Here is a 22,771-nt window from a genome sequence, read left to right as displayed (position 1 = left end):
TATACGCGACCGGCGATCAGCCGGTCGGAGTGAGCGCCTCGATCGCCACCAGCGGGTTCCAGTAGTCCAGGTAGTGGGTGATGAGGCCGTCGTCGTCGGTCCGGACGACCGAGATGCAGGTCTGCTCGTACGGCTTGCCGGTCTGCCGTGCCGTACCCGTCGAACGGAACTCGGCGACCGCGAGGCCCGGGTCGACCGTCTCGTGGAACACCAGGTCGACGAACTCCACGTCGAACATCTCCGGGAACCCGCTCATGTAGGCGGCGAGCTCGTCGTGTCCCGCGAGCCGCCGCGGTACGCCGTCGGGCGCGAACGGGAACTCCAGCACCGCGTCCGGGGCGAACAGCCGCACCCACTCCCCGGTGTGCCCCGACGCCGTGAGACGCAGGTGCTCGGTCACGGCGTGCTGGGCGGCGCTGCGGCGGTCGTTGCCGGTGTTCATCGGGCCTCCTCAGTTTGTGATTACTCAATAACGTACGCGGGCGAGCGCCTCGCGTCGACCTCGCCCACCGCGGGCGGGGCCGGCCGACCGATGCGACGGGGCCGCCGGCCCGATCTCGGACGATCGGGCCGGCGCCCCGTCGAGCAGGCGGCCCCGGGGCCGCCGGTGGTCCTACAGCGTGCGCTCCAGCCGCCCGGCGAGCAGACCCACGAACCGGGCCGGGTCGCCGAGCTCGCCGCCCTCGGCGAGCAGCGCCATGCCGTGCAGCAGCTCCGCGGTCTCGCTCTCGTCCCTGCCCGCGGCCTGCGCCTCGCGCAGCCCGGTCACCAGCGGGTGGGACGGGTTGAGCTCCAGGATCCGCTTGACCTTCGGCGGCTCCTGCCCCATCGCCCGGTACATCTTCTCCAGGGTGGGGGTCATGTCGAACTCGTCACCGACGAGCACGGCCGGCGAGGTGGTGAGCCGCGACGACAGCCGGACCTCCTTGACGTCGTCGTCGAGCACGCCGGTCATCCACTCGCAGAGCGCGGCGAACTCGGTCGCCTGCTCGCCCGCCTTCTCCTTCTCCTCGTCGGTCTGCAGGTCGACCTGGCCCTTGGCGATCGACCGGAACGGGGTGCCCTCGAAACCCTCGACGCCGTCGACCCACACCTCGTCGACCGGGTCGGTGAGCAGCAGGACCTCGTAGCCCTTGTCCCGGAACGCCTCCATGTGCGGCGAGGCCTCGATCGCGGTGCGCGAGTCGCCGGTCATGTAGTAGATCGCCTCCTGGCCCTCACGCATCCGCTCGCGGTAGGCGGCCAGGCCGGTCGGCTCGTCGCCGTGCGTGGAGGCGAACGACGAGACGCCGAGGATCGTCTCCCGGTTGTCGGCGTCGGAGAGCAGGCCCTCCTTGAGCGCGCGACCGAACTGGTCCCAGAAGGTGGCGTAGGCCTCGGGCTTCTCGTCGCGCAGCGTCCCGATCGTGGCGAGCACCTTCTTGACCAGCCGGCGCCGGATCGCCGAGATCTGCCGGTCCTGCTGGAGGATCTCCCGGGAGACGTTCAGCGACAGGTCGGCGGCGTCCACGACGCCCTTGACGAACCGCAGGTACTCGGGGACGAGCGCCTCGCAGTCGTCCATGATGAACACCCGGCGCACGTAGAGCTGGACGCCGCGGCGGGCGTCGCGCATGTGCAGGTCCATCGGCGCGACCTGCGGCAGGAACAGCAGCGCCTGGTACTCGAAGGTGCCCTCGGCGGCGAGCCGGATCGTCTCCAGCGGCTCCTGCCAGTCGTGGCTGACGTGCCGGTAGAACTCGGCGTACTCCTCGTCGGAGACGTCCTTCTGGGGCCGGGCCCAGAGCGCCTTCATCGAGTTGAGGGTCTCGGGCTCGGTCATCTCCTCGCCCTCGGCCGGGGGCTCGCCCGCCAGGCGCACGGGCCAGGTGATGAAGTCGGAGTAGGTCTTCACGATCCGCCGCAGGACGTTGCGGTCGGCGTAGTCGTGCATCTGGTCCTCGGCGTCGGACGCCTTCAGGTGCAGCGTGACCGAGGTGCCCTGCGGGGCGTCGTCGGCCGGCTCGATCGTGTAGGAGCCCTCGCCGTCGGACTCCCAGCGCACGCCGGCGTCGGTCCCTGCCCTGCGGGTGGTCAGCTCGACCCGGTCGGCGACCATGAACGACGAGTAGAACCCGACCCCGAACTGGCCGATCAGCTGCGCGGCCTCGCCGTCCCCGGCGTCGCGCAGCTGTGCGAGCAGCTCGGCGGTGCCGGACTTGGCGATGGTGCCGATCAGCTCGACGACCTCGTCGCGGGTCATGCCGATCCCGTTGTCGCGCACGGTCAGCGTCCGGGCCTCGGGGTCCGGGACGAGCTCGATGTGCAGGTCGTCGGTCTCGGCGCCCAGCTCCTTGTCCTGATAGGCGGCGAGCCGGACCTTGTCCAGCGCGTCGGAGGCGTTGGAGATCAGTTCCCGGAGGAACACGTCCTTGTTCGAGTAGATCGAGTGGATCATCAGCCGGAGCAGCTGACGCGCCTCTGCCTGGAACTCGATCGTCTCCGTGCTCACGTCTCTCCCTCTCCCTGTACTGCCTGGTCCGCCGTACTGCGTGGTCCGACCTCGGCGATTGTGCCGTGCCCGGGCAGCGCCCGCGGCGCCCCTCCCCGGTGCCCTCCGGGGTCGCCGGTACCGTCGTGCCCGCACCATCCCCCTGCTGATCCGGACGGACCCCCTCGTGCGACTCCCCCTGCTGCCGGCCCGGCACGCGGTCGTCGCGTTGCTGGTCGCGCTGCTCGCGGTCCTCGCACCGGCGACCGGTCCCGCGGTCGCCGCGGCGGCACCCGAGTCGCCCTCGGCGATCGGCAGCGAGGTCGTCCCGGTGGCCGCCGGGCCGCACGCGGTCCAGGCGAGCCGGTCCGGCCACGGCGGCCCCGGGGACGGTGCGCCCCTCGACGGGCCTCCCGGCCCGGCACTCGACGTGCTGCTCCCCGAGCTGCCGTCCCCCCAGGTCCCGACGGCGGTCGACGACGGCCCGCGGCACGGTGGCGGGACGGCCGGTGGCCCCGATCCCGGGCACGGCGTCCCGGCGGATCCGCGGGGGCCGCCTGCGGTCTGAGCCCCGCGCTCCGACCCCGCCCCCGCTCGTCTCCCGTCCCTTCGTGAGGGACGGCTCCCCCGAGGAACCCCGTGCAGAGACCCGTCCTGTGGCGCGCGCTGTTGGCGTTCGTCGTCCTCGCCCTGTCCACCACCGTCGCGCTGACCACCGCCCCCACCCTGGGCCTGGACCTGCGCGGCGGCACCCAGATCGTGCTCGAGACCAGCGACACCGACGAGGTCGTCGCCGACGCCGAGGCGACCGACCGCACCCTCGAGGTCCTGCGCGGCCGGGTCGACTCGCTCGGTGTCGCCGAGCCGACCCTCGCCCGCTCGGGTGAGAACCGGATCATCGTCGAGCTGCCGGGTCTCACCGACCCGACCGAGGCCGCCGAGGTGCTCGGCCGGACCGCGCAGCTGACCATGCACCCGGTGCTGGGCGTGGGTGCTCCGGACGGCGCCGACCTCGCCGACGAGGAGGGTCAGCCGCTGCAGCTCGGGCCGCCCGCCATCGCCGGTGACCAGGTCGACTCCGCGCAGTCCGGCCCGGACCCGCAGGGTGTCGGGCACCTGGTCAACATCAACTTCGCCGGTGAGGGCGCACAGCGCTGGCAGGCGCTCACCGCGCAGGCCGCCTGCGCGCCGTCCGGTGACCCGCAGCGCCGGGTCGCGATCGTGCTCGACTCCGACGTCATCTCCTCGCCGCAGGTCAACGAGTCGGTGGCCTGCAACGTCGGGATCACCGGTGGCCAGACCTCGATCAGCGGCAACTTCGGCCCCGAGCAGGCCTCCGAGCTCGCGATCCTGATCGAGGGCGGCGCGCTGCCGGTGCCGGTCGAGATCATCGAGCAGCGGACCGTCGGGCCGACGCTCGGCGCGGACGCGATCGAGGCCAGCGCGCTGGCCGCGATCATCGGTTCGGCGCTGGCCGGCGCGTTCCTGATCGTGGTCTACCGCCTGGTCGGCCTGGTCGCCGTCGTCGCGCTCGGCGGTTACGCGTTGATCGCCTACTCGGTGCAGACCGGGCTCGGGGCGACGCTGACCCTGCCGGGCCTGGCCGCGTTCGTGCTGGCCGTCGGCATGGCGGTCGACGCGAACGTGCTGATCGCCGAACGCTCGCGCGAGGAGTACGCACTCAAGCCACGCCTGGAACGCGCCTCGGAGAACGGCTACAAGTTCTCGGTGTCGGCGATCGGCGACGTGGCGGTGACCTCGCTGCTCGCCGCGGTGCTGCTGTTCGGCCTCGCCAGCGGACCGGTCCGCGGGTTCGGTGTCACGCTGGTCATCGGTGTCGTGGTCTCGCTGTTCTCGGCACTGGTGCTGTCCCGGCTGCTCACCCTCGCCGTGCTGAAGATCCCCGCGGTGCGCCGCCGGCCGAGGATCACCGGTATCGCGGCGATCGGCCCGATCCGGCGCAAGCTCGAGGCCCGCGACCCCGGGTTCCTGGTCCGCCCGGCGCGGGTCCTCGGCGTCGCCGCCGTCGTCCTGGTGGTCGCGGTCAGCGGGCTGCTGGTCCGCGGCCTCGAGCTGGGCGTGGAGTTCACCGGCGGCCGGCTGGTCGAGTTCACCACCACCAACGAGATCGACGCCGACCAGGCGCGGGTCGCCCTCGACAACGCCGGCTTCGGCAACCTCGCGGTGCAGACCACCGGCGACGGCGCGATCGGGGTGCGGGCCGGGGAGCTCAGCGACACCGACGTGCAGGCGCTGCGCCAGGCCGTCGCCGAGGTCGGTGGCGGTGCCGAGACGCTGCGCGACGAGATGATCGGGCCGAGCCTGGGCGCCGAGCTGGCCCGCGGCGGGCTGATCGCGCTGGTCGTGGCGCTGGCCGCGCAGTTCGCCTACCTGGCGTTCCGGTTCCGCTGGACCCTCGGTGCGGGTGCGGTGGCCGCGCTGTTCACCAACGTGCTGGTCGTGGTCGGGGTGTTCGCCTGGACCGGCCGGACCGCGGACGGGGTGTTCCTGGCGGCGCTGCTGACCGTCATCGGCTACTCGGTCAACGACACGGTGGTGGTGTTCGACCGGGTGCGCGAGCACTGGACCCAGCGCGCGAAGGAACCGTTCCACCGCGTGGTGGGCTCGGCGGTGCTCTCGACCCTGCCGCGGACGGTGAACACCGGTGTCTCGACGCTGGTGATCCTGGTGATGCTGCTGGTGCTGGGCGGTGCGACGCTGGCGGACTTCGCGCTGGCACTGATCATCGGCATCGTGGTGGGCACGATCTCGACGATCGTGGTCGCCGGTCCGGTGGCGATCCTGTTGCAGCGCCGCTGGGGCGGGGTGCCGAAGGCGAGCTCGTCGAAGCAGCCGGTCGGCAAGGCGGGGCGGCGCAACCCGTCCCGGCAGGACCGGGCACGCACGCGCAACGGTGACGGCGCCGTCGTCTGAGCCGGCGTCCGCCGGGCGTGGAGCCCCGTGCTCTCCGCCCGGCGGATCAGTCGCGCACATCGGCGCCCAGCCGTTCGCCGCAGCGCTCGATCCCGTTCCGGATCATCCGGCCGTAGCCGTCGTCGGTGAGCACACCCACGTGCTCACGCGCCCGCCGCAGGTGCAGGAGTGCCTCGTCGTCGTGGCCCAGCCGCCGGTGCACGTCGGCCAGGTTGAGGTGCAGGGACGGGTAGAACCCGGCGACCGCCTCGTTCCCGGTCACCTCGGTCGCCGCGGCCAGCGCCTCGGCGTCCCAGCGCAGCTCGGCGTGCGGGTCGTCCTGCACGTCCGCGGCGTAGTGGGCGAGGACGCAGCGGAGGAACGGGTCCCCGTCGTCGCCGAGGTCCTCCCGGATCCGGTCGAACCGCGACCGGGCGCCCGCCCGGTCGCCGCCGTGACCGAGCTCAACTGCCGTGCCGATCTCCGCCATGACGGGGTCGTCGTACGGTCCGGTCATCGTGATCCTCCTCCGGGGCTCGACGCTCGCGGCGGAGCGTGCCGGAGGGGTCCGACATTCTCGGGCGGGTGCTATCCCGCCCCGACCCGCCGCGACACGTTCTCCCGCAGGTCGCCGGGCAGTTCGGGCGCGTCCAGCAGCCGTGGCAGCAGTTCCGGCTCGCCGGTCAGGGCGCGGAACGCGAGCCCGACCGTGACGTCGTGCTCCGGCCGCTGCACGACGACGACCGGGTCACCGGCCCGCACCTCCCCCGGCTCGACGACGCGCAGGTAGGCGCCGGGCAGCGCGGCCCGGGTGAAGGTGTCGATCCAGCGCTCCCGGCCGAGGTGTGCGGAGAACGTCGCGCACGGCACGCGCGGCAGCGTCACCTGCAGCACCAGCGACCGCCCGACCCGCCAGCGCTCCCCGATCCGCGCCCCCGTGACGTCCACACCGGACAGCGTGAGGTTCTCGCCGAACGTGCCGGGCGCGACCCGTCCGAGCGTCGCCGCCCAGCGGTCGAGGTCCTCACGGGCGTACGCGTAGACGGCCTTGTCGCCACCGCCGTGGTGGCGGGCGTCGACGATCGCGTCCCCGGCCAGCCCGCTGCCGCCGGGCCCGGGCGCCTCGACGCGCACCGGGCCGTCGACGGGACGCTTGTCGATCCCGGTGCGGCCCGACTTGGCCGCGACCGGGGTCGCTCCGCCGACGTTGACCGCCTCCACGTGGGGTCCGGCACCCATCTCGCCACGGTATCCCCGGGCGGCCCGGACCTCACGTCGTGTCCGGACCGCCCGGGCCGCGCCGGTGCGCCTCGACCAGGTCGGCGTCGGCCCGCTCGCCGGCCGCCCGCAGCCCGGCCAGCACGCCGTCGACGTCGGCGGCCGGCCGGTTCTGGCTCAGCTTGAACTTCGCGTACCAGGCGGGGGTGACGTAGAAGTCGTGCAGGAACGGCAGCAGGGTCGCCTCGGGCCCGTCCGGGCCGTCGGTGACCAGGTCCGCGGCGCCGGGCCGGGACAGCAGGGCGCGGACGGCGTCGTCGTCGGGAGCGAAGTGGCGGGGGACGTACACGGTGGGCCGTCATGCGCGCCGGATCGGCCTCGCGTCACGGCCGATCGCGACGGAAACCGGGAGGCCACTCGCGTTCCGCGGAACGCGGTTCCCGCTGCGACCCGCCGGGCACTCCGGTGCATGACCGGTCCCCAGCCCGCAGCCACCACGTCGAGCCGGGTCGTGGGTGCCCGTCCCGCGGCCGTCCTCGCCGTGCTGGCCGACCCCAGGCGCATTCCCGAGTGGGCGCCCGCGTTCGCCGATGCCGTCGACGGAGGTCCGGACGCCGGGTGGAGCGTCACGAAGGACGGCCGGACGTTCCCCCTGCAGGTCACCGTCGACCCCGCCGGCGGCACCGTCGCCTACCTCCGCGAGGTCTCCCCCGGGCGGACGGGTGGTGCCCGGCTGCGGGTCGACCCGGTCGACGGCGACCGCTGCGAGGTCACGATGAGCGTGCCGTTGCCGCCCGACGACGCGGAGGGCGATGTCCGGACCGTGCTCGACGCCGAGCTCGACCGTCTGGCCCAGCTGGTCACCGGGTCGGGCTGACGGCCACTTCAACCGGGCCGTTCAACCGGGCGGTTCGGCCGATCGGTTCAGCCGAGAACGTCGGCGAACCGGCCGACCGCGTCCGCGCCGACGAGCTCACCGGGCATCAACGGCAGCTCCGTGACCTCCGTCCCGGGCAGGTCCGCGGTCAGCATCCGCACGGCCCGGTCCTCGAGCTCCCGGCGCCCGGCCAGGAACTCGCCGGCGTCGCCCGGGGAGCGGCGGTTCACCACCATCCCGCCGACGTGCACGCCGGCCGCGCGGAGATCACCGTGCAGCTCGAGGCTCTCCAGCACGGGCAGGCGTTCGGCGGTCAGCACGACGACGAACGACGTGAGCTCGTCGTCGGTGAGCGTGTCGCGGAGCTTCTCGAACTTCTCCCGGCGCGCGATCAGGGTCCGCCGGATCCGCAGGTCACGCTCGACCAGCGGATCGTGTGCGGGGTCGTCGACGAGCGTGCTCCGATCGGTGTCGCGGGCCAGACCGCGCAGGGCGGCGCCGAGGCGCTCCGACTTCCGCCGGTTCCGCAGCAGCCCCTCCGTCCAGGACGCCATGATCTCCGGCAGGGCCATCAGCCGGGACGTGTGGCCCGACGGTGCGGTGTCGAACACCACCAGGTCGTAGGACGCCAGCCCCATCTGCAGGACACCGGCGATCCGTTCCAGGGTGGCGGCCTCGTGTGTGCCCGGCGACTGCCGGGACAGGGCCAGGTACCGGTCGACCTCGGGCCGCAGGTGCTCCGGCATCACCGAGTACAGCGTCTCCCGGATCGCCGCGAGGTGCTCGTCGGTCGTCGCCTCCGGGTCGATCTCGACGCCGTCGAGGTTCTCGGCCAGGCCGACGACCTCGGGGCCGACGGTGCGCTCCCACAGGTGGCCCAGGTTGTGCGCCGGGTCGGTGGAGACCACGAGCACGCTCCGCCCGGCGCGCGCCTGGGCGAGCCCGACGGCGGAGGCGACGGAGGTCTTCCCGACCCCGCCCTTGCCGCCGAAGAACAGGACGCGCCGGCGGCCGGCCAGGTCTAGCAGCATGAGATGTCGTCCAGCGGTGAGCGTTCCATGCCCATCCGTCGGTGCCAGTCGTGGAAGTTGTCGTAGACCACCGGGAGCAGCTCCATGGTGTAGAAGCCGGCCGGGTTCGGCAGCCCGAGCGCCTCCGAGAGCACCATCATCATGAACAGGTCGTCCTGGTCGCGCCGGGCCCGGGCGAACGACCGCCGGTACGGCGCGGCGTAGAACTCCTCGAGCCCCGCGGCGACGCGGCGGCCGAGCGCGACGAGCCCGGCCCGGCCGTCGCCGTCAGCCGGAGGTCTCATCCCGGGTGTTCGCCTCCGCCAGCTCGTCGTCGTCGGGCTCCGGGGCCTCGTTGCGGGCGCGGGCGATCGCCATCGCCGCCTCGGTCACGACCCAGACCGCCGCGACGAGGATGACGATGTCCAGGACCAGGAGCAGCCAGTTGCCCTCGTTGTAGAACGAGACGACCTGCACCAGCAGCGCGTAGACCGTCATCACCAGCACGAACAGCAGCGGCAGCAGCACCGGGAGGTAGGGCCGGCGCTTCCGGACCAGCATCACCGTGATGATCGACAGCGTGAGCGCGGCCAGCAGCTGGTTGGTGGTGCCGAAGAGCGGCCAGATGATCATGCCGCCCTGCCCGGAACCGGACACGTCCGCGCCGAAGGCCAGCGCCAGGCCGGACAGGACGACGATCACCGTCGCCACCGTGGTGTTCAGCCTGCGCCCCAGCAGGGCGCCGATCTCCTCGACGATGTAGCGCTGCAGCCGGACACTGGTGTCCATCGTGGTCGCGGCGAACAGCACCGCCATCGTGGCCAGGATCGTCGCCGACAGCGACACCGGGAGCCCGAGACCGTTCTCGAGGATCGACCCGCCCGAGGAGACGAAGGTGACCACGCCGCCCTCGTTGAACGCCGAGTAGGTCTCCTCCCAGGCGGCCAGGGTCTCGAAGCCGGCCGTCACCACGATGATCGTGCCCAGCGCCAGCATGCCCTCGCCGACGGCACCGAAGTACCCGACGAACCGGGCGTCGGTCTCCTTCTCGAGCTGCTTCGAGGACGTACCGGAGGAGACCATGCCGTGGAACCCGGAGATCGCGCCGCAGGCGATGGTGACGAACAGCAGCGGGACCAGACCGGGCGTGCCCTCGGGCACGTCGGCGTTGTAGGCCGGGGCGACGATCGTCGGCGAGGAGATCAGGATCGCGGCGTAGAGGATGCCCAGGCCGATGAACAGCTGGAGCCCGTTGATGTAGTCGCGCGGCTGCAGCAGCATCCACACCGGCAGCAGGGAGGCGACACCGGCGTAGAGGAACAGGACGATGATCCAGAACGCGCCGGCCGAGAGCCCCAGGATCGTGTCCGGGAGCTCGATCGGGAAGCGGTCGCCCAGCAGGATCAGCGAGTAGAGCGCGACGACGCCCACCACCGACACCAGCGGCAGGTTCCAGCGCATCCGGTAGATCGCCTGGCCGATCAGCACGGCGACGACGATGGCTCCCCACACCGGGATCACCGCGGTGGGCTGGGCCACCAGCAGGTTGGAGATCACGACGGCGAACACCGCGTTCACCATCAGCAGCAGCAGGAAGATGACGACGAGGAACAGGTTCCGCCCCCGGCCGCCGATGTAGCTGCCCGACAGCGAGCCGATGGACCGGCCCTTGTTCCGCACCGACGCCCACAGGGCACCGAGGTCGTGCATCCCGGCGAAGAAGACGGTGCCGACCGTGACCCACAGGAACGCCGGGAGCCAGCCCCAGATCACGGCCACCGCCGGGCCGACGATCGGTGCCGCGCCGGCCACCGAGGTGAAGTGGTGTCCCCAGAGGACGAACTTGTTGGTCGGCACGTAGTCGACGCCGTCGTTGAACTCGCGCGACGGCGTGAGGAACGACGGACTCAGCCTGTACACCCGCTGGGACAGATAGCGGGAGTAGAGGACGTAGCCGGCGAGGATGATGGCCAGGCCGATCACCACGAGCACCACTGAGTTCACGATGTCCTACCCCGCTTCGCTGCGCTGCGCCGCTCTTCGCCGTTCGAGGGACACTAACCCGGCAGGACGGTCGAATCGACCCACGCCGGGGCGAATCAGACACAACTGTGACCGGATCGTGCACCGGGCGAGCGCAGCGGACGGGCCGGCTCGACGGCGCACCCGCGCGCGGCGATGAGTTCCGGCCGGGGCCGGAGTCGGATATCGGTGCGCCCGCACACGTCGCACCGGGTACGAGACCCTGGAGGACACCATGACCGCCACGCCGGACACGCCCGCGACCACGCGGACCGGCCGCCCGCCCGTCGTCGACCTCGCCACCTGGCAGGCCGCCCGGGACGAGCTCCTCGCCCACGAGAAGGCCCACACCCGCGCCGGCGACGCCCTCGCCGCGGCCCGCCGACGCCTGCCGATGGTGGAGTTGGACGGGACCGTCGAGGTCGTCGGCCCCGACGGCCCGGTGCCGTTCCTGGACCTGTTCCAGGGCCGGGACGAGCTCGTCGTCTACAAGCACATGTGGTGGGACGGTGTACCGCACCAGGGCCAGTGCGAGGGCTGCACCACCACGGTCTGGCACATGAAGGACGCGGTCTACCTCAACGCCCGCGGGGTGTCGTACGCCGTCCTGACCGTCGGCGCGTGGGACGAGGTCGCCCCGTACGTCGCGTTCATGGGCTACACCGAACCCTGGTACTCGGTGAAGGACCTGCCGGAGCCGGTCGGCGGCGAGATGGGCTACCTCTGTAGCTTCCTGCGCGACGGCGACCGGGTGTTCCTCACCTACTCCACGACCGGCCGGGGCACCGAGCGGGTCAACGGCTCCGCCGGTCTGCTGGACATGACGGCCTACGGCCGCGGCGAGGCCTGGGAGGACGATCCCGAGGGCTGGCCGGAGGGCGAGGTCGCGGGCTGGTTCTGGCGCACCGACGCGGACGGGAACGGCACCTGGGGCCCCACCGGACGGCCGGTGCCGCAGTGGACCCGCCCCGGCGCGACGCCCGAGACCACCCTCGGCCGGCCGGGGCCGGAGGGCTGAGAGCGCGCAGCGTTGACCTGGAAGGTCCCGAGCTCGAGCCCGCCGGCCGTGCCTGCTTGGCCGTCTCGACGAAGCGATCGCCGATCCGGTGGCCACGCCAGGCCGGTTCCAGGTAGAGCTGTTCGACCGCGCCGGGCCCGAGTGCCAGCAGGCCGACGACGGTCCCGTCGGCGACGGCGACCCAGCAGTCGTGGTCCGGGACCACTGTGGAGGCGAACCACGCCCGGACCGCGGGGTCCGAGTGGGCGCGCCGCACCGTGGGCAGGGCCGCGGCGAAGGACCGCAGCCACACTCCGGCCATCGCGGAGGCGTCGGCGGGGCGCGCCAACCGGATGGTGACGGAGTGACCGGGCGGCTCCGGACGTCGGACGGGGCTCATCTCGGCGATCCTCCGGCATCTCGGAGCCCGGACCAGAACGGGATGCGAGCTGCGGGCCTCGTCCGTGACCGGGGCGTCGTCAACTCTGGGTATCGGCGGCCCCCGGCGCTGCCGGTGCACGGATGATGTCGACATGTGCGTCTACGTTCCGGCCCCCCGCGACGAGAGCCGCTCGCTCCCGTGACCCTCACCCCGGACGAGGAGAACGCCCTGACGGGCGAGGCGAGGGAGCTCGGTGGCCAGGACCTCGTCGACGACCTCGGCCGCCGCGCCACCCGCCTCGCGTCGACGATGCTCGAGTGGGACGGCATCCCGCCGGTGCCGCCGCGGTACCGGGCGATGTGGTTCCTCTGCTTCCGGCAGATCCTCGAGTCGCACAAGGCCGGGGAGGAGAAGCCCCGGCGGGACCCGGGCAGGACCCCACTGCCGGCGCCGCCGGAGGTGACCTCCGAGGACGGCCGGGCTGCGCTCGCCCACGAGCGAGCTCTGATCGCGGAGACCCTGCTCAGCGCGCTCGACACCCTCACCGACACCGAGCTGCGGAGCCACCTCGCGCAGCTGGCCGCGTACCTGCGGCGCCTGGCCCACGGCGAGAGCTGATCGTGGGAACGGGGGCGGACGAGCCGGTCTGTAAGCCGGATCCTGTTCCCGGGCACCTCGCGGTGCTCCGTTCGGCGACCATCCATCTCGGCCTGCCGTCGCCGGCAGGCTCCAGCGGTCCACCCGCAGGCTCGGGCGGGCAGCCCTCGAACGCCTGCGCAGCCACGTCTCCCTGAGGAGGCGCGGCCTCTCGACCTTGCTCCGGGTGGGGTTTACCGAGCCACCCCGGTCACCCGGGGTGCTGGTGGTCTCTTACACCACCGTTTCACCCTTACCTCCGAGCGAGCCCGGAGGCGGTCTGTTCTCTGTGGCACTGTCCCGCGGGTCGCCCCGGGTTGCCGTTGACAACCACCCTGCCCTGTTGGAGTCCGGACTTTCCTCGGCGAGACCCCGGCGGGAACCGGGACCCCGACGCGGTCGCCCGACCGACTCGTCCGCGCAGACGAGTGTAGTCATGGCCCGCCGAGCGCCGACGGCGCCACCTCTCCCCCACCGAGATGCAGCTCAGGGCTCTCCGAAGATCGGCAAATCGCCCAGGTCTGCAACTCGGCGCGGATCCGTCGAGGCCGGCCGAGCGGCGGAACGTCCGGTGCGGCTCAGGTCCCGCAGAAGGTCACGAACGGGGCCGTGCCCGGGCCGGGTGGCTGTGCGAACCGCTCGTAGCCCTCCCGCTCGTCGAAGGGGCGGGCCAGCACCTGCAGCATCCACTGGACCGGCTCCAGGTCCCCCGCCACGGCGGCCGTCAGCGCCTCCTCGACGAGGTGGTTGCGCGGGATGTAGATCGGGTTGACCCGGTCCATCACCTCCGGGTCCGGGCCCGCGGCGCGCCACGACTCCAGCCAGCCGTCGACCACCGACGGGTCGTCGACGAGGTCCCGCACCGGACCGGCGTCCCCGCGCGCGGCGTCGGACAGCCGCCGGAAGAACAGCGTGTGGTCGGGCTTGGCCTCGGCCAGCAGGGCGGCCAGGTCGGTGAGCAGCGGAGCGGCGTCCAGGCCGTCGGGGAGGCCGAGTTTGCGTCGGTAACCGGCGTCACGGGCGGCGAGGTAGGCGTCGGCGAACCCCTCCAGGACGCCGGTCGCCTCGCGGACCGCGACGTCCTGGTCGTCGTCGAGCAGCGGGACGAGCGCCTCCGCGAAGCGGGCCAGGTTCCACTGGGCGATGCCGGGCTGGTTGCCGTAGGCGTACCGGCCACCGGAGTCGATCGAGCTGTAGACGGCGGCCGGGTCGTGCGCGTCGAGGAAGGCGCAGGGGCCGTAGTCGATGGTCTCGCCGGAGATCGTCATGTTGTCGGTGTTCATCACGCCGTGCACGAACCCGAGGTGCATCCAGCGGGCGATCAGGGCGGCCTGGGCGTCGACGACCCGCCGGAACAGCTCCAGGTAGGGGTTGTCGGCGTCGGCGCAGGACGGGTGGTGGCGGGCGATCGCGTAGTCGGCCAGCCGGCGGAGCACGTCGCGGTCCCCGGTCGCGGCGGCGAACTGGAACGTGCCCACCCGCAGGTGGCTCGACGCCGTCCGGGCCAGGATCGCGCCCGGCTCCGGCCCCCGCTCGCGCATCACGAACTCCCCGGTCGCGACGACGGCCAGCGACCGGGTGGTGGGCACGCCGAGCGCGTGCATCGCCTCGGAGACCAGGTACTCGCGCAGCATCGGCGCGAGCGGGGCCTTGCCGTCGCCGCCGCGGGCGAACGGAGTCCGGCCGGATCCCTTCAGGTGCAGGTCACGGCGCTGCCCGTCGGGGGCGACGAGCTCGCCGACCAGCAGTGCGCGGCCGTCGCCGAGGCGCGGCGAGTACCCGCCGAACTGGTGTCCGGCGTAGGCCTGCGCGACCGTCGTCGCGGACTCGGGCGGGGCGGTGCCGGTCAGCAGCCCGAGACCCTCGGCGGTGCGGAGCCAGGCCGGGTCCAGGCCCAGGTCGACGGCGAGTGCCTCGTCGAGCAGCACCAGCCGCGGTTCGGGCGCCGGGGCGGCGTCCCACGGCAGGTAGAGGCCTTCCAGGTCGCGGACGAAGGTGTTCTCGAACGCGACGTCGGCGGCAGCGGTCATGGGTCCAGGCTACGAGCCGGGTCCGGGAAAGGCCCGGCACGCCGGGGCCGCGGGTACCCGGCCGGCTCAGCCGGTCGCGCTCAGCCGGTCGCGCTGAGGGCCGGGACGACGCGGGGGGCGTCCTGCATCGGTATCGCCGGCGTGCTGAGGACGGCGCCGACCAGCAGGCCGACGACGAGCGCCCCGGAGACGGCCGCGACGGTCCAGCCGGAGACGTCACCGCGGGACCGCGGGAGCCGCGAGTGCATGAGGGGGCCGGGAGGGGTGCGCACCACCCCGCGACAGGTCGGCACGGACAGGCGGTCGTGCTGGTCGGCCATGTTCTCCACTCATCGGTCGCGCTCGATCCCGGTCGTGTCTACGACCGGGGCCGGCCCGGCGTTACGGTGTCCGCGACACGGTACTTAATTGTGGGGAAACGTCTCGCGGAATCCGGTGCGGAATGTTATGCGAGCCACCGGAAACCGCCCGTCGAATTGCGGCCGCAATGTCAGGAAAGCGGAAGATCCGCCATCGCCCCGGCGTGCGAGGGTCGGCCGTGGCCGGTGTGGTGACGTCGGGAGCCGGGTCACACCGGCAAGTGCCGAGGCGCGGCGCACAACGGTGTCCGCCGCGCCCCGGGGCGCTGGGTCCCGTCAGTCCCGGGTCGTCTGTTCGGCCGGTGCGGTCGTCGCCGGCCGCCGGGACCAGTATCCGGCCACGATCGAGCCGGACACGTTGTGCCACACGGAGAACAAGGCTCCGGGCAGCGCGGCCGCCGGACCGAAGTGGACGGTCCCGAGGGTGGCGGCGAGCCCGGAGTTCTGCATGCCGACCTCGATCGAGATCGCCCGGCGGGCGGCCACGTCGAGTCCGCAGGCCCGGGCGGCGACGTAGCCCAGCGCCAGCCCGGCGACGTTGTGCAGCGCGACGACGGCGAGGATCACCAGCCCGGCGGCGAGCAGGGCGTCCGCGCTCCCCGCGACGATGATCATCACGACGGTGGTGATGCCGACGACCGAGAACAGCGGCAGGGCGGGGATCACCCGGTCGACGGCCGCACCGGCGAACCGGCGCAGCAGGAATCCGAGCACCACCGGGATCAGCACGATCTGCACGATCGACAGGAACAGGCTGCCCGGTGCGACCGGGAGGAACTGCCCGGCGAGCAGCAGCACCAGCGCCGGCGTCAGCAGCGGGGCGAGCAGGGTGGACACCGAGGTCATGGCCACCGACAGCGCGACGTCGCCGCGGGCGAGGAACACCATCACGTTCGACGCCGTCCCGCCGGGCGCGCACGCCACGAGGATCACGCCCACGGCGATCTCCGGCGGGAGGCTGAAGATCTGGGTCAGCAGCCATCCGAGCCCGGGCATGACGACGTACTGGGCGGCGATCCCGATCGCGAACGCCACCGGCCGCCTGGCGATGTAGGCGAAGTCGACCGGGCGCAGCGTCATGCCCATCCCGAGCATGATCAACGCTAGCAGCCAGGGCACCGCGGAGCTCCAGCCCGCGAACGGCCCCGGTACGGCGAGCGCCATTCCACCGGCCGCCACCACGATCACCGCGAACCAGCGACCCACCACGTCACCGATCGCCTGCACCCGATCCATCTCCGAGCTCCTTCGCGACGTCGAACCGGCCGAGCACATGCCCGTCGCGGCACCGACGGTGCACGTTCGACAGCCCGCACTCGCCCGGACCTTCGCACCGGACACCACCGTCGACGCAAACCGGGCGTCCGAATGGCGGGACGATGGCATGCCGATACGGTCGATCCGTGATCGAGCACCGCCTGATCGACCGCTGCCCCCGGGCGCCGCTGCGGTGAGCCTCGTGCTCGCGGTCGCGCTGCTGGCCGCGGTGCTGGCGGCGGCGACGCTGCGCCCGTTCGGGTTGCCGGAGGCGGTCGTCGCGGTACCGGCCGCCGCGATCGCGGTGCTCGCCGGGCTGGTCACCCCGGCCGGGGCGTGGGGCGAGGTCGCCGAGCTCGCGCCGACGATCGGGTTCCTCGCCGCGATCCTGCTGCTCGGCCACCTCGCCGACGCCGAGGGCGTGTTCCGCTGGCTGGGCGCGCTGCTGGGATCGGCCTCGGCCGGGTCCCCGCGACGCCTGCTGGTGCTGGTGTTCGCCGCGGCCGCCGGGACGACGGCGGTGCTGAGCCTGGACGCGACCGTGGTGCTGCTGACGCCGGTGGTGCTGGCGACCGCGGCGCGGCTGCGGCTGCCCGCGCGGCCGCACTCCTACGCCTGCGCGCACCTGTCGAACTCGGCGTCCGGACTGCTGCCGGTGTCGAACCTGACCAACCTGCTGGCGTTCTCGGCGTCCGGGCTGAGCTTCCTGGGCTTCGCCGGGCTGATGGCGGCGCCGTGGGTGGCGGTGATCGTCGTCGAGTTCCTGGTGCTGCGCTGGTTCTTCGCCCGGGAGCTGCGGGGCTCCGCGGTCGGGAGCGGCGGTCGTGACGGTCGCACCCAGGTCGCCGCCGACCGATCGGCCGAGGCGACGTCGCGCGCCGACCGGGGCGCGGACAGCGAGTCCGACGCAACCCTCGCTGCGGACGACGCGCGGGGGCTGGATGCGGGGACCGCTACCGGGACGCCCGCACCGCGGTTCGCGCTGACGGTCCTCGCGCTGACCCTCGTCGGGTTCGGCGCCTCGTCGGCGCTGGGCATCGGCCCGGGCTGGATCGCGGCCGCGGGCGCCGCCGTACTGGCGGTGCGGGCACTCGCGCGCCGGGAGACCGGGCCGCTCCGGCTGGTCGCGGCCGCGTCGCCGGGGTTCTGCCTGTTCGTGGCGGCCCTGGGCGTGGTCGTCGCCGGGCTCAGCGGGCAAGGCCTGGCCGGGTGGCTCGGCGCGCTCCTGCCCGACACCCCGGATCTGGCGGGCCTGCTCCTCACCGCGGCGATCGCCGCCGTGCTGGCGAACCTGGTCAACAACCTGCCGGCGACCCTGGTGCTGCTCACCGCGCTCGGGCCGAGCCCGGCCGCGGGGCTGGTGCTGGCGGTGCTGCTCGGGGTCAACATCGGCCCAAACCTGACCTACGCCGGGTCCCTGGCGACACTGCTGTGGCGGCGGATCGCGACCGGGCACGGCGAGCCGCCCCGGCTGGGGACGTTCGTCGGGCTGGGGGTGCTCACGGTGCCGCTCGGGCTGGTCGCCGCGACCGTCGCGCTCTGGGCGGGCCTCGCGCTGGCCGCCTGACGAGCCGTGTGGCTCGGTCCCGCAGGTTCCGCGGAACGCGCATCGACCCCGTCCCCCTCCCGGGGCTCCGGCCCGTCCGCACGACGTCCCGCCGCACGCTCCGGGAGCCGCTCACCCGGTGGACGATGTCCACACCGCGTTCCGCGGAACGCACGTGGGCCCCGATCGAGGCGTCGAGGGGCACACCAGGCCCCTCGACGGCCGCGGCGCGGCAAGGCGCCGGCCCCGCGCGGTGGGACTCTGCGCGGGGCCGGTGGGGAGGGACGTCGGATCGGGTCAGATCTCGTGGGCCATGTCGTGCCCGAGATCGGTGTCGGGGTCCAGCTCGCGCGGGACGGCCGAGTACGTGATCGGACGGGCGGACCCGCGGCGCTGCTGCGGCAGCCGCGCGATCACCTTCATCTCGTGGGCCAGGTCGTAGCCGTAGTCGTGTTCATGGGACCCCGTCCCAGTAGGCCGCACCGACATCGTCGTCTCCCGTTCCCCGCGACACCGAGACGCCGCCACACCGTGACACCGCCACACCGGCAGATCATCACCCTCTGTAGGGCGACCGACCCGTACGGTGTGCGCGAATCTTCGCCCGGGTGACGGTGCAGGGCAAGGATGATGGACGCTCGGCAGCCGAACACTGCCCGTTCGGGGGACGACCGGATCGATCAAGCCACCCGCCGGTGACGCACCGTGCCCACCCGTCCGCGCCCCGGCCGGACCGGACACGGCCGCGCCCGCCCGGGGCGCCGCGATCAGTCCAGATAGGACGTGTCGTTGACCAGCCGGACCGAGGCACCGCCGTCGGGGTAGAAGTCGACGACGCTGGTGCATGCGAGATCGAGGTGCATCCGGTAGAGCACGCCGTCACCGGCGTCGAGCGCCTCGCGCAGCAGCATCTTGATCGGCGTCACGTGGCTGACCACGATCACCGTCTCGCCGCCGTACTGCTCGACGATCCGGCGTCGCTCGGCGCCGACCCGTTCCCCCACCGCGGTGAAGCTCTCGCCACCGGGCGGCTCCACGTCGGGCGAGGAGAGCCAGCGTCCGTGCAGCTCCGGGTCGCGCTCGCGGGCCTCGGCGAAGGTCAGTCCCTCCCAGCCACCGAAGTCGGTCTCGACCAGCGCGTCGCGGACCTCGAGATCGGCACCGGTCGTCTCGGCGACGGCGGCCGCGGTCTGGCGGGCCCGGCGCAGCGGCGACGACAGCACCGCGGCGGGCCGCACGCCGTCGCGCGCCAGCCGGGCGGCCAGCGCACGGGCGGCGGCGACGGCCTGCTCCTGGCCGAGCTCGGTCAGCTCCGGGTCGCCGTGCCCGGAGTACCGGCGCTCCACCGACAGCTCGGTCTGGCCGTGCCGCAGCAGGATCATCCGCACCGGCGTCCCGACCTGCCCGGTCCAGGCGGCGGCGACGGCGGCCGAGTCCGCGGCGGCCGCCCCGGCTCCGGCGGAGCGGGCGGCGGAGTCCGCATCGGCGAGCTCCGCGGCGAAGTCGTCGTCGGGCACCGCCGCGGTGGACGGCGCGGGCTTCGTCGCCGGCCCGGCGGCCAGCGACGGGTCCAGTCCCGGGCTCGACTCGCCGTCCATCGCCTTGTTCGCCAGCTTGTCGGCCCGGGAGTTCTCGGCGCGCGGGATCCAGGTGTAGGAGACGGCGTCGAGCCGCCCGGCCAGCGCGCGGGCGTCGTCGGCGATCTCCCGCAGCGCGGCGTGCTTGATCTTCCACCGGCCCGACATCTGCTCGACGACCAGCTTGGAGTCCATCCGGACCTCGACCTCGGTCGCGCCCAGCTCCAGCGCCGCGGCGAGCCCGGCCAGCAGGCCCCGGTACTCGGCGACGTTGTTGGTGGTGGTGCCGAGACCGTCGTAGACCTCGGCCAGCACCTGCCGCCCGGCGGCGTCCAGCACCGCCGCGCCGTACCCGGCGGGCCCGGGGTTGCCGCGCGACCCGCCGTCGGCCTCGACGACGAGCCTCACGCGACACGCACCAGGATCGCGCCGCACTCCTCGCAGTGCACGACCTCGTCCGCGGCCCGGCCGCGCACCTGGGACAGGAAGGTGCGGTCCAGCTCGAGACGGCACGCGCCGCAGCGCGACTCGCGCAGCGCGCCCGCCCCGACCCGGCCCTTCGCACGGATCCGCTCGTAGTCGGCGAGCAGGTCGGCCGCGGTCCCGAGCGTGCTGACCAGCTCGGCGCGGGCCCGGTCCCGCCCGGCCCGCGACGCGTCCAGGTCGGCTTCGGCGGTGTCCTTGCGCCCGGTGACGTCGGTGACGGCGGCGTCGGCCTTCGTCAGCTCGGTGCGGGCGTGGTCGAGCTCGATGCCGACCGCCTCGCGCTCCTCCATGATCCCGAGCTGCTCGTCCTCCAGCACCCCCCGGCGGCGGGCCAGGGTCTCGAGCTCGCTCTGCAGCTCGGTCGCCTGCTTCGCGCCGATGCCCGAGCCGGCGAGCAGCTGCTCGTCCCGCTGGGTGCGGGCCCGGACGCCGTCGACGTCGCGCTCGATCCGGGCGATGTCGCGGTCCAGGTCCGCGGCGCGGGTCTCGGCGCGGACGACGGCGTCGCGCGCGTCGCGCGCGACCTGCTCGGCCTCGGTGAGCTCGCGGAGCTCGGCCAGCGTGCGGCGCTGGTGGTCGAGCCGGCCGATCTCGGCGTCCACCTCGGCCAGCGTCAGCACTGTCTTCTGTGCGGCGGGATCGGCCTTCATGGACTCGCCTCCGGGTTCGGTTCTGCGGACGACCGCGCCGCGGTCGTCCAGGGGTCGGTGCGCCGCCGGGACACGGTCGTCCCGACGCTACCGCCGAGGGCCGAGCGGACCACGTCCGCCGCCTGCGCGCACCACGGCCACTCCGAGGCCCAGTGCGCGACGTCGACCAGTGCCGGTGCCGGGCCGTGCGGCCCGGCCCCGGCCAGCTCGTGCTCCGACGCCGGGTGGTGGCGCAGGTCGGCGGTGACGAACGCGTCGACCCCGGCCTTCGCCGCGGTGCCGAGCGCCGAGTCGCCCGCTCCCCCGCACACGGCGACCCGCCGGATCTCCCGGTCCGGGTCGCCCGCCCCGCGCACACCCCACGCCGTGTCCGGCAACGCGGCCGCGACGCGCTCGGTGAACGCCGAGAACGGCTCCGGCGACGCCAGCGACCCGACCCGGCCGAGACCGCGGGCCGTGGGCAGCGGTGCCATCTCGACCAGGTCGAACGCCGGTTCCTCGTACGGGTGCGCGGCGCGCAGCGCGGCGACGACGGCACGCCGGCGCGACCGCGGCAGCACCATCTCCAGCCGGGTCTCGGCCACCCGCTCCAGCTTCCCGACCCGGCCGATCGCCGGGACCGCGCCGTCGAGCGGGAGGAACTGGCCGGTCCCGGCGGTGGCGAACGAGCAGTGCGAGTAGTTGCCGAACCGGCCGGCGCCGGCCCCGGCGAGAGCGTCGTGCACGGCCGCGATGGCCGGCCCGACGGGCACGAAGGTGACGATCTTGTCCAGGGCCTCGGCGGGCGGGGTCCCCAGCGGTTCCAGCGGCCCCTCGACGGTCAGGCCGAGCGCGCCGGCCAGCGCGTCGGAGACCCCCGGGTCGGCGACGTCGGCGTTGGTGTGCGCGGTGAACAACCCGACCCCGGCCCGGATCAGCTTGTGCAGCATCGCCCCCTTCGGGGTGTCGGTGCCGACGCCGTGCACCCCGCGCAGCAGCAGCGGGTGGTGGGTGACCAGCAGCTGCGCCCCGCCGGTGATCGCCTCGTCGACGGTGTCCGGGGTCGGGTCGACGGCGAACAGCACCCGCGACACCGGCTCGGACGGGTCGCCGCAGACCAGCCCGACGGCGTCCCAATCCATCGCCAGCTCGGGCGGGTAGGCGGCCTCGAGCGCCTCGATGACATCGGAGAGAGTCGTCATGCCGGCACCGCCAGCGTCCGCAGGACCCGTTCGAGCTCCTCGACCAGGCGGCGCGCAGTCTCCGGCGGGCGCACCGCGACCCGGACGTGGTCCGGCCCCAGGCCGGGGAACGTGTCCCCGCGGCGGACCGCGATCCCGTTCTCGCGCAGCCGCCGTCGCACCTCGGGGCCGGTGCCGTCGGGCAGGTGCAGCAGCAGGTAGGGGGCCAGGCCGGGCTGCACGGCGACGCCTTCGATCCGGCGCAGGGCGGCGGCCTGCGACACCCGGTGCGCGGCCAGCTCGCGGGCCCGCTGGTCGGCCGCCGACAGCGCGTCCGGCTCGCAGCAGGCGATCAGCGCCTCCAGCGCCGGGGTGGACACCGGCCACGGCGGGCGCGGCGCGGCGAGGCGTGCCAGCAGGGCCGGGTCGCCGAGCGCGTAGCCGGCGCGGAGCCCGGCCAGCGCCCAGGTCTTGGTCAGCGACCGGAACACCAGCAGCCCGGGCAGGTCCGCGTCCCCGGCGAGCGACTCCGGCTCGCCGGGGATCGCGTCGGCGAAGGCCTCGTCGACCAGCAGTACCCGGCCCGGGCGGGCGAGCGCGCGGACCGAGTCCGCCGGGTGCAGCACCCCGGTGGGGTTCGTCGGGTTCCCGACGACGACCAGGTCGGCCTCGGCGGGGACGGCGGCGGGGTCGAGGAGGTGCCCGTCGGCGGCGGCGGTCGGTACCCGGACGACGTCCACACCGGCTCCGCGCAGCGCCGCCTCGGGCTCGGTGAACCCCGGATGGACGACGGCGGCGCGGCGCGGCCGCAGGCCCGGGAGCAGCGCGAAGCCCTCGGCGCTCCCGGCCAGCGGCAGCACCTGTCCGGGCGCGCGGCCGTGCCGGGCGGCGACGGTCTCGCGGGCCCGCCGGTCGTGGTCGGCCCGCGGGTAGCGACCCAGCCCGTCGAGGGTGGCGACGAGGCGCTCGCGCAGCCACGACGGCGGTCCGTCGCCGACCACGTTGACGGCGAAGTCGACGAGACCGTCGCCGGCCTCGGCGTCGCCGTGATGGCGCAGGTCGTATCCACCCGGGCCGTCGGGACCGGCGCCCGGCTCAGCATGATCGGACGGCATCCGGACACCCTATGATGCCCACTGTCAGCGTCGACGTCCGAGCCCGAGCTCCCCCGGGAGGAAGAC

The 22,771-nt window shown here is 73.8% G+C and carries 22 protein-coding genes, 1 other RNA gene and 1 pseudogene; 6 read left to right on the top strand and 18 right to left on the bottom strand.

Features of this window, described 5'->3' with window-relative positions; translation table 11 throughout:
- Window positions 1-16: 16 nt before the first annotated feature.
- Window positions 17-442 carry a nuclear transport factor 2 family protein gene (locus WIS52_RS18205; RefSeq protein ID WP_349299475.1) on the bottom strand — a complete coding sequence of 142 codons (426 nt, stop codon included), beginning with the start codon at window positions 440-442 and terminating at the stop codon, window positions 17-19.
- Between the two features lie 171 nt (window positions 443-613).
- The gene (gene htpG, locus WIS52_RS18200; protein ID WP_349299474.1) at window positions 614-2,491 is read right to left on the bottom strand and encodes a molecular chaperone HtpG; all 1,878 of its coding nucleotides are present in this window, start codon (window positions 2,489-2,491) and stop codon (window positions 614-616) included.
- A gap of 166 nt (window positions 2,492-2,657) precedes the next feature.
- Between htpG and WIS52_RS18195 the strand changes: the two genes are divergently transcribed.
- Window positions 2,658-3,038, top strand: a complete 381-nt coding sequence (locus tag WIS52_RS18195; protein ID WP_349299473.1) for a hypothetical protein — start codon at window positions 2,658-2,660, stop codon at window positions 3,036-3,038.
- Between the two features lie 71 nt (window positions 3,039-3,109).
- Window positions 3,110-5,404 (top strand): protein translocase subunit SecD, encoded by a 2,295-nt coding sequence (gene secD, locus WIS52_RS18190; protein WP_349299472.1) that lies wholly within the window; start codon window positions 3,110-3,112, stop codon window positions 5,402-5,404.
- A gap of 46 nt (window positions 5,405-5,450) precedes the next feature.
- Here secD and WIS52_RS18185 read toward each other — a convergent pair whose 3' ends face one another.
- From WIS52_RS18185 to WIS52_RS18175, 3 genes are all read right to left on the bottom strand, one after another.
- Window positions 5,451-5,900 carry a tetratricopeptide repeat protein gene (locus tag WIS52_RS18185; RefSeq protein WP_349299471.1) on the bottom strand — a complete coding sequence of 150 codons (450 nt, stop codon included), beginning with the start codon at window positions 5,898-5,900 and terminating at the stop codon, window positions 5,451-5,453.
- A 71-nt stretch (window positions 5,901-5,971) separates the two neighbouring features.
- Window positions 5,972-6,622 (bottom strand): MOSC domain-containing protein, encoded by a 651-nt coding sequence (locus WIS52_RS18180; protein ID WP_349299470.1) that lies wholly within the window; start codon window positions 6,620-6,622, stop codon window positions 5,972-5,974.
- 31 nt (window positions 6,623-6,653) lie between these two features.
- A complete protein-coding gene (locus tag WIS52_RS18175; protein WP_349299469.1) occupies window positions 6,654-6,950 on the bottom strand; it encodes an FMN-binding negative transcriptional regulator in 297 nt (98 codons plus the stop codon).
- Between the two features lie 120 nt (window positions 6,951-7,070).
- Here WIS52_RS18175 and WIS52_RS18170 point away from each other — a divergent pair, with 120 nt between their 5' ends.
- Window positions 7,071-7,478, top strand: coding sequence for an SRPBCC family protein (locus WIS52_RS18170; RefSeq protein ID WP_349299468.1), 408 nt, complete (start codon window positions 7,071-7,073; stop codon window positions 7,476-7,478).
- A gap of 47 nt (window positions 7,479-7,525) precedes the next feature.
- Here the strand turns inward: WIS52_RS18170 and WIS52_RS18165 are convergent, their stop codons facing one another.
- Genes WIS52_RS18165 through WIS52_RS18155 form a run of 3 tightly spaced genes read right to left on the bottom strand, consistent with a single transcriptional unit; the run spans window position 7,526 to window position 10,492 of the window.
- Window positions 7,526-8,509 carry an ArsA family ATPase gene (locus WIS52_RS18165; protein WP_349299467.1) on the bottom strand — a complete coding sequence of 328 codons (984 nt, stop codon included), beginning with the start codon at window positions 8,507-8,509 and terminating at the stop codon, window positions 7,526-7,528.
- Entirely contained in the window at window positions 8,500-8,793 is a 294-nt protein-coding gene (locus WIS52_RS18160; protein WP_349299466.1) for a cory-CC-star protein, read from the bottom strand. The genes WIS52_RS18165 and WIS52_RS18160 overlap by 10 nt, the downstream gene beginning before the upstream one ends.
- A complete protein-coding gene (locus WIS52_RS18155) occupies window positions 8,777-10,492 on the bottom strand; it encodes a carbon starvation CstA family protein (protein WP_349299465.1) in 1,716 nt (571 codons plus the stop codon). The genes WIS52_RS18160 and WIS52_RS18155 overlap by 17 nt, the downstream gene beginning before the upstream one ends.
- 253 nt (window positions 10,493-10,745) lie before the next feature.
- Between WIS52_RS18155 and WIS52_RS18150 the strand changes: the two genes are divergently transcribed.
- Complete coding sequence (locus WIS52_RS18150; RefSeq protein ID WP_349299464.1) at window positions 10,746-11,528, top strand: DUF899 family protein; 783 nt, start codon at window positions 10,746-10,748, stop codon at window positions 11,526-11,528.
- A gap of 112 nt (window positions 11,529-11,640) precedes the next feature.
- On the opposite strand, the pseudogene WIS52_RS31715 reads toward WIS52_RS18150, so the two are convergent.
- Window positions 11,641-11,829, bottom strand: a pseudogene (locus tag WIS52_RS31715) (GNAT family N-acetyltransferase); the annotation flags it as partial.
- Window positions 11,830-12,087: 258 nt separating this feature from the next.
- Here WIS52_RS31715 and WIS52_RS18145 point away from each other — a divergent pair.
- A complete protein-coding gene (locus WIS52_RS18145; protein ID WP_349299463.1) occupies window positions 12,088-12,507 on the top strand; it encodes a hypothetical protein in 420 nt (139 codons plus the stop codon).
- 15 nt (window positions 12,508-12,522) lie between these two features.
- Here WIS52_RS18145 and rnpB read toward each other — a convergent pair.
- The 4 genes from rnpB to WIS52_RS18125 all read right to left on the bottom strand — a co-directional run bounded on the left by rnpB (window position 12,523) and on the right by WIS52_RS18125 (window position 16,150).
- Window positions 12,523-12,940: RNase P RNA component class A (rnpB, locus tag WIS52_RS18140), an RNA gene on the bottom strand.
- Window positions 12,941-13,103: 163 nt separating this feature from the next.
- Window positions 13,104-14,555 carry a protein adenylyltransferase SelO gene (locus WIS52_RS18135; RefSeq protein ID WP_349299462.1) on the bottom strand — a complete coding sequence of 484 codons (1,452 nt, stop codon included), beginning with the start codon at window positions 14,553-14,555 and terminating at the stop codon, window positions 13,104-13,106.
- Between the two features lie 80 nt (window positions 14,556-14,635).
- Entirely contained in the window at window positions 14,636-14,875 is a 240-nt protein-coding gene (locus WIS52_RS18130; RefSeq protein ID WP_349299461.1) for a hypothetical protein, read from the bottom strand.
- Between the two features lie 315 nt (window positions 14,876-15,190).
- Window positions 15,191-16,150, bottom strand: coding sequence for a bile acid:sodium symporter family protein (locus tag WIS52_RS18125; protein ID WP_349299460.1), 960 nt, complete (start codon window positions 16,148-16,150; stop codon window positions 15,191-15,193).
- A 214-nt stretch (window positions 16,151-16,364) separates the two neighbouring features.
- Here WIS52_RS18125 and WIS52_RS18120 point away from each other — a divergent pair, with 214 nt between their 5' ends.
- The gene (locus WIS52_RS18120; RefSeq protein WP_349299459.1) at window positions 16,365-17,738 is read left to right on the top strand and encodes an SLC13 family permease; all 1,374 of its coding nucleotides are present in this window, start codon (window positions 16,365-16,367) and stop codon (window positions 17,736-17,738) included.
- A gap of 276 nt (window positions 17,739-18,014) precedes the next feature.
- Here the strand turns inward: WIS52_RS18120 and WIS52_RS18115 are convergent, their stop codons facing one another.
- The 5 genes from WIS52_RS18115 to cobC all read right to left on the bottom strand — a co-directional run bounded on the left by WIS52_RS18115 (window position 18,015) and on the right by cobC (window position 22,705).
- Entirely contained in the window at window positions 18,015-18,206 is a 192-nt protein-coding gene (locus tag WIS52_RS18115; protein WP_349299458.1) for a hypothetical protein, read from the bottom strand.
- A 278-nt stretch (window positions 18,207-18,484) separates the two neighbouring features.
- Entirely contained in the window at window positions 18,485-19,702 is a 1,218-nt protein-coding gene (locus tag WIS52_RS18110) for a bifunctional RNase H/acid phosphatase (RefSeq protein WP_349299457.1), read from the bottom strand.
- Window positions 19,699-20,430, bottom strand: a complete 732-nt coding sequence (locus WIS52_RS18105) for a zinc ribbon domain-containing protein (RefSeq protein WP_349299456.1) — start codon at window positions 20,428-20,430, stop codon at window positions 19,699-19,701. The genes WIS52_RS18110 and WIS52_RS18105 overlap by 4 nt, the downstream gene beginning before the upstream one ends.
- A complete protein-coding gene (locus WIS52_RS18100; protein WP_349299455.1) occupies window positions 20,427-21,611 on the bottom strand; it encodes a Nif3-like dinuclear metal center hexameric protein in 1,185 nt (394 codons plus the stop codon). Before WIS52_RS18100 ends, WIS52_RS18105 begins: the two co-directional genes overlap by 4 nt.
- Window positions 21,608-22,705, bottom strand: coding sequence for an Rv2231c family pyridoxal phosphate-dependent protein CobC (gene cobC / locus WIS52_RS18095; protein WP_349299454.1), 1,098 nt, complete (start codon window positions 22,703-22,705; stop codon window positions 21,608-21,610). Before cobC ends, WIS52_RS18100 begins: the two co-directional genes overlap by 4 nt.
- Between the last annotated feature and the right edge of the window lie 66 nt (window positions 22,706-22,771).

Origin of the sequence: Pseudonocardia nematodicida, from assembly GCF_040105385.1 — a bacterium.
Classification (GTDB): Bacteria; Actinomycetota; Actinomycetes; order Mycobacteriales; family Pseudonocardiaceae; genus Pseudonocardia; species Pseudonocardia nematodicida.
This window is presented reverse-complemented; position numbering and strand designations above follow the sequence as displayed.

What these genes read in the sequence shown, in the direction of transcription:
- WIS52_RS18205 (WP_349299475.1), bottom strand. Translation starts at nt 442, where the DNA reads ATGAACACCGGCAACGACCGCCGCAGCGCCGCCCAGCACGCCGTGACC.
- WIS52_RS18185 (WP_349299471.1), bottom strand. Translation starts at nt 5,900, where the DNA reads ATGACCGGACCGTACGACGACCCCGTCATGGCGGAGATCGGCACGGCA.
- WIS52_RS18180 (WP_349299470.1), bottom strand. Translation starts at nt 6,622, where the DNA reads ATGGGTGCCGGACCCCACGTGGAGGCGGTCAACGTCGGCGGAGCGACC.
- WIS52_RS18170 (WP_349299468.1), top strand. Translation starts at nt 7,071, where the DNA reads ATGACCGGTCCCCAGCCCGCAGCCACCACGTCGAGCCGGGTCGTGGGT.
- WIS52_RS18165 (WP_349299467.1), bottom strand. Translation starts at nt 8,509, where the DNA reads ATGCTGCTAGACCTGGCCGGCCGCCGGCGCGTCCTGTTCTTCGGCGGC.
- WIS52_RS18160 (WP_349299466.1), bottom strand. Translation starts at nt 8,793, where the DNA reads ATGAGACCTCCGGCTGACGGCGACGGCCGGGCCGGGCTCGTCGCGCTC.
- WIS52_RS18150 (WP_349299464.1), top strand. Translation starts at nt 10,746, where the DNA reads ATGACCGCCACGCCGGACACGCCCGCGACCACGCGGACCGGCCGCCCG.
- WIS52_RS18135 (WP_349299462.1), bottom strand. Translation starts at nt 14,555, where the DNA reads ATGACCGCTGCCGCCGACGTCGCGTTCGAGAACACCTTCGTCCGCGAC.
- WIS52_RS18130 (WP_349299461.1), bottom strand. Translation starts at nt 14,875, where the DNA reads ATGGCCGACCAGCACGACCGCCTGTCCGTGCCGACCTGTCGCGGGGTG.
- WIS52_RS18125 (WP_349299460.1), bottom strand. Translation starts at nt 16,150, where the DNA reads ATGGATCGGGTGCAGGCGATCGGTGACGTGGTGGGTCGCTGGTTCGCG.
- WIS52_RS18115 (WP_349299458.1), bottom strand. Translation starts at nt 18,206, where the DNA reads ATGTCGGTGCGGCCTACTGGGACGGGGTCCCATGAACACGACTACGGC.
- WIS52_RS18105 (WP_349299456.1), bottom strand. Translation starts at nt 20,430, where the DNA reads ATGAAGGCCGATCCCGCCGCACAGAAGACAGTGCTGACGCTGGCCGAG.
- WIS52_RS18100 (WP_349299455.1), bottom strand. Translation starts at nt 21,611, where the DNA reads ATGACGACTCTCTCCGATGTCATCGAGGCGCTCGAGGCCGCCTACCCG.
- cobC (WP_349299454.1), bottom strand. Translation starts at nt 22,705, where the DNA reads ATGCCGTCCGATCATGCTGAGCCGGGCGCCGGTCCCGACGGCCCGGGT.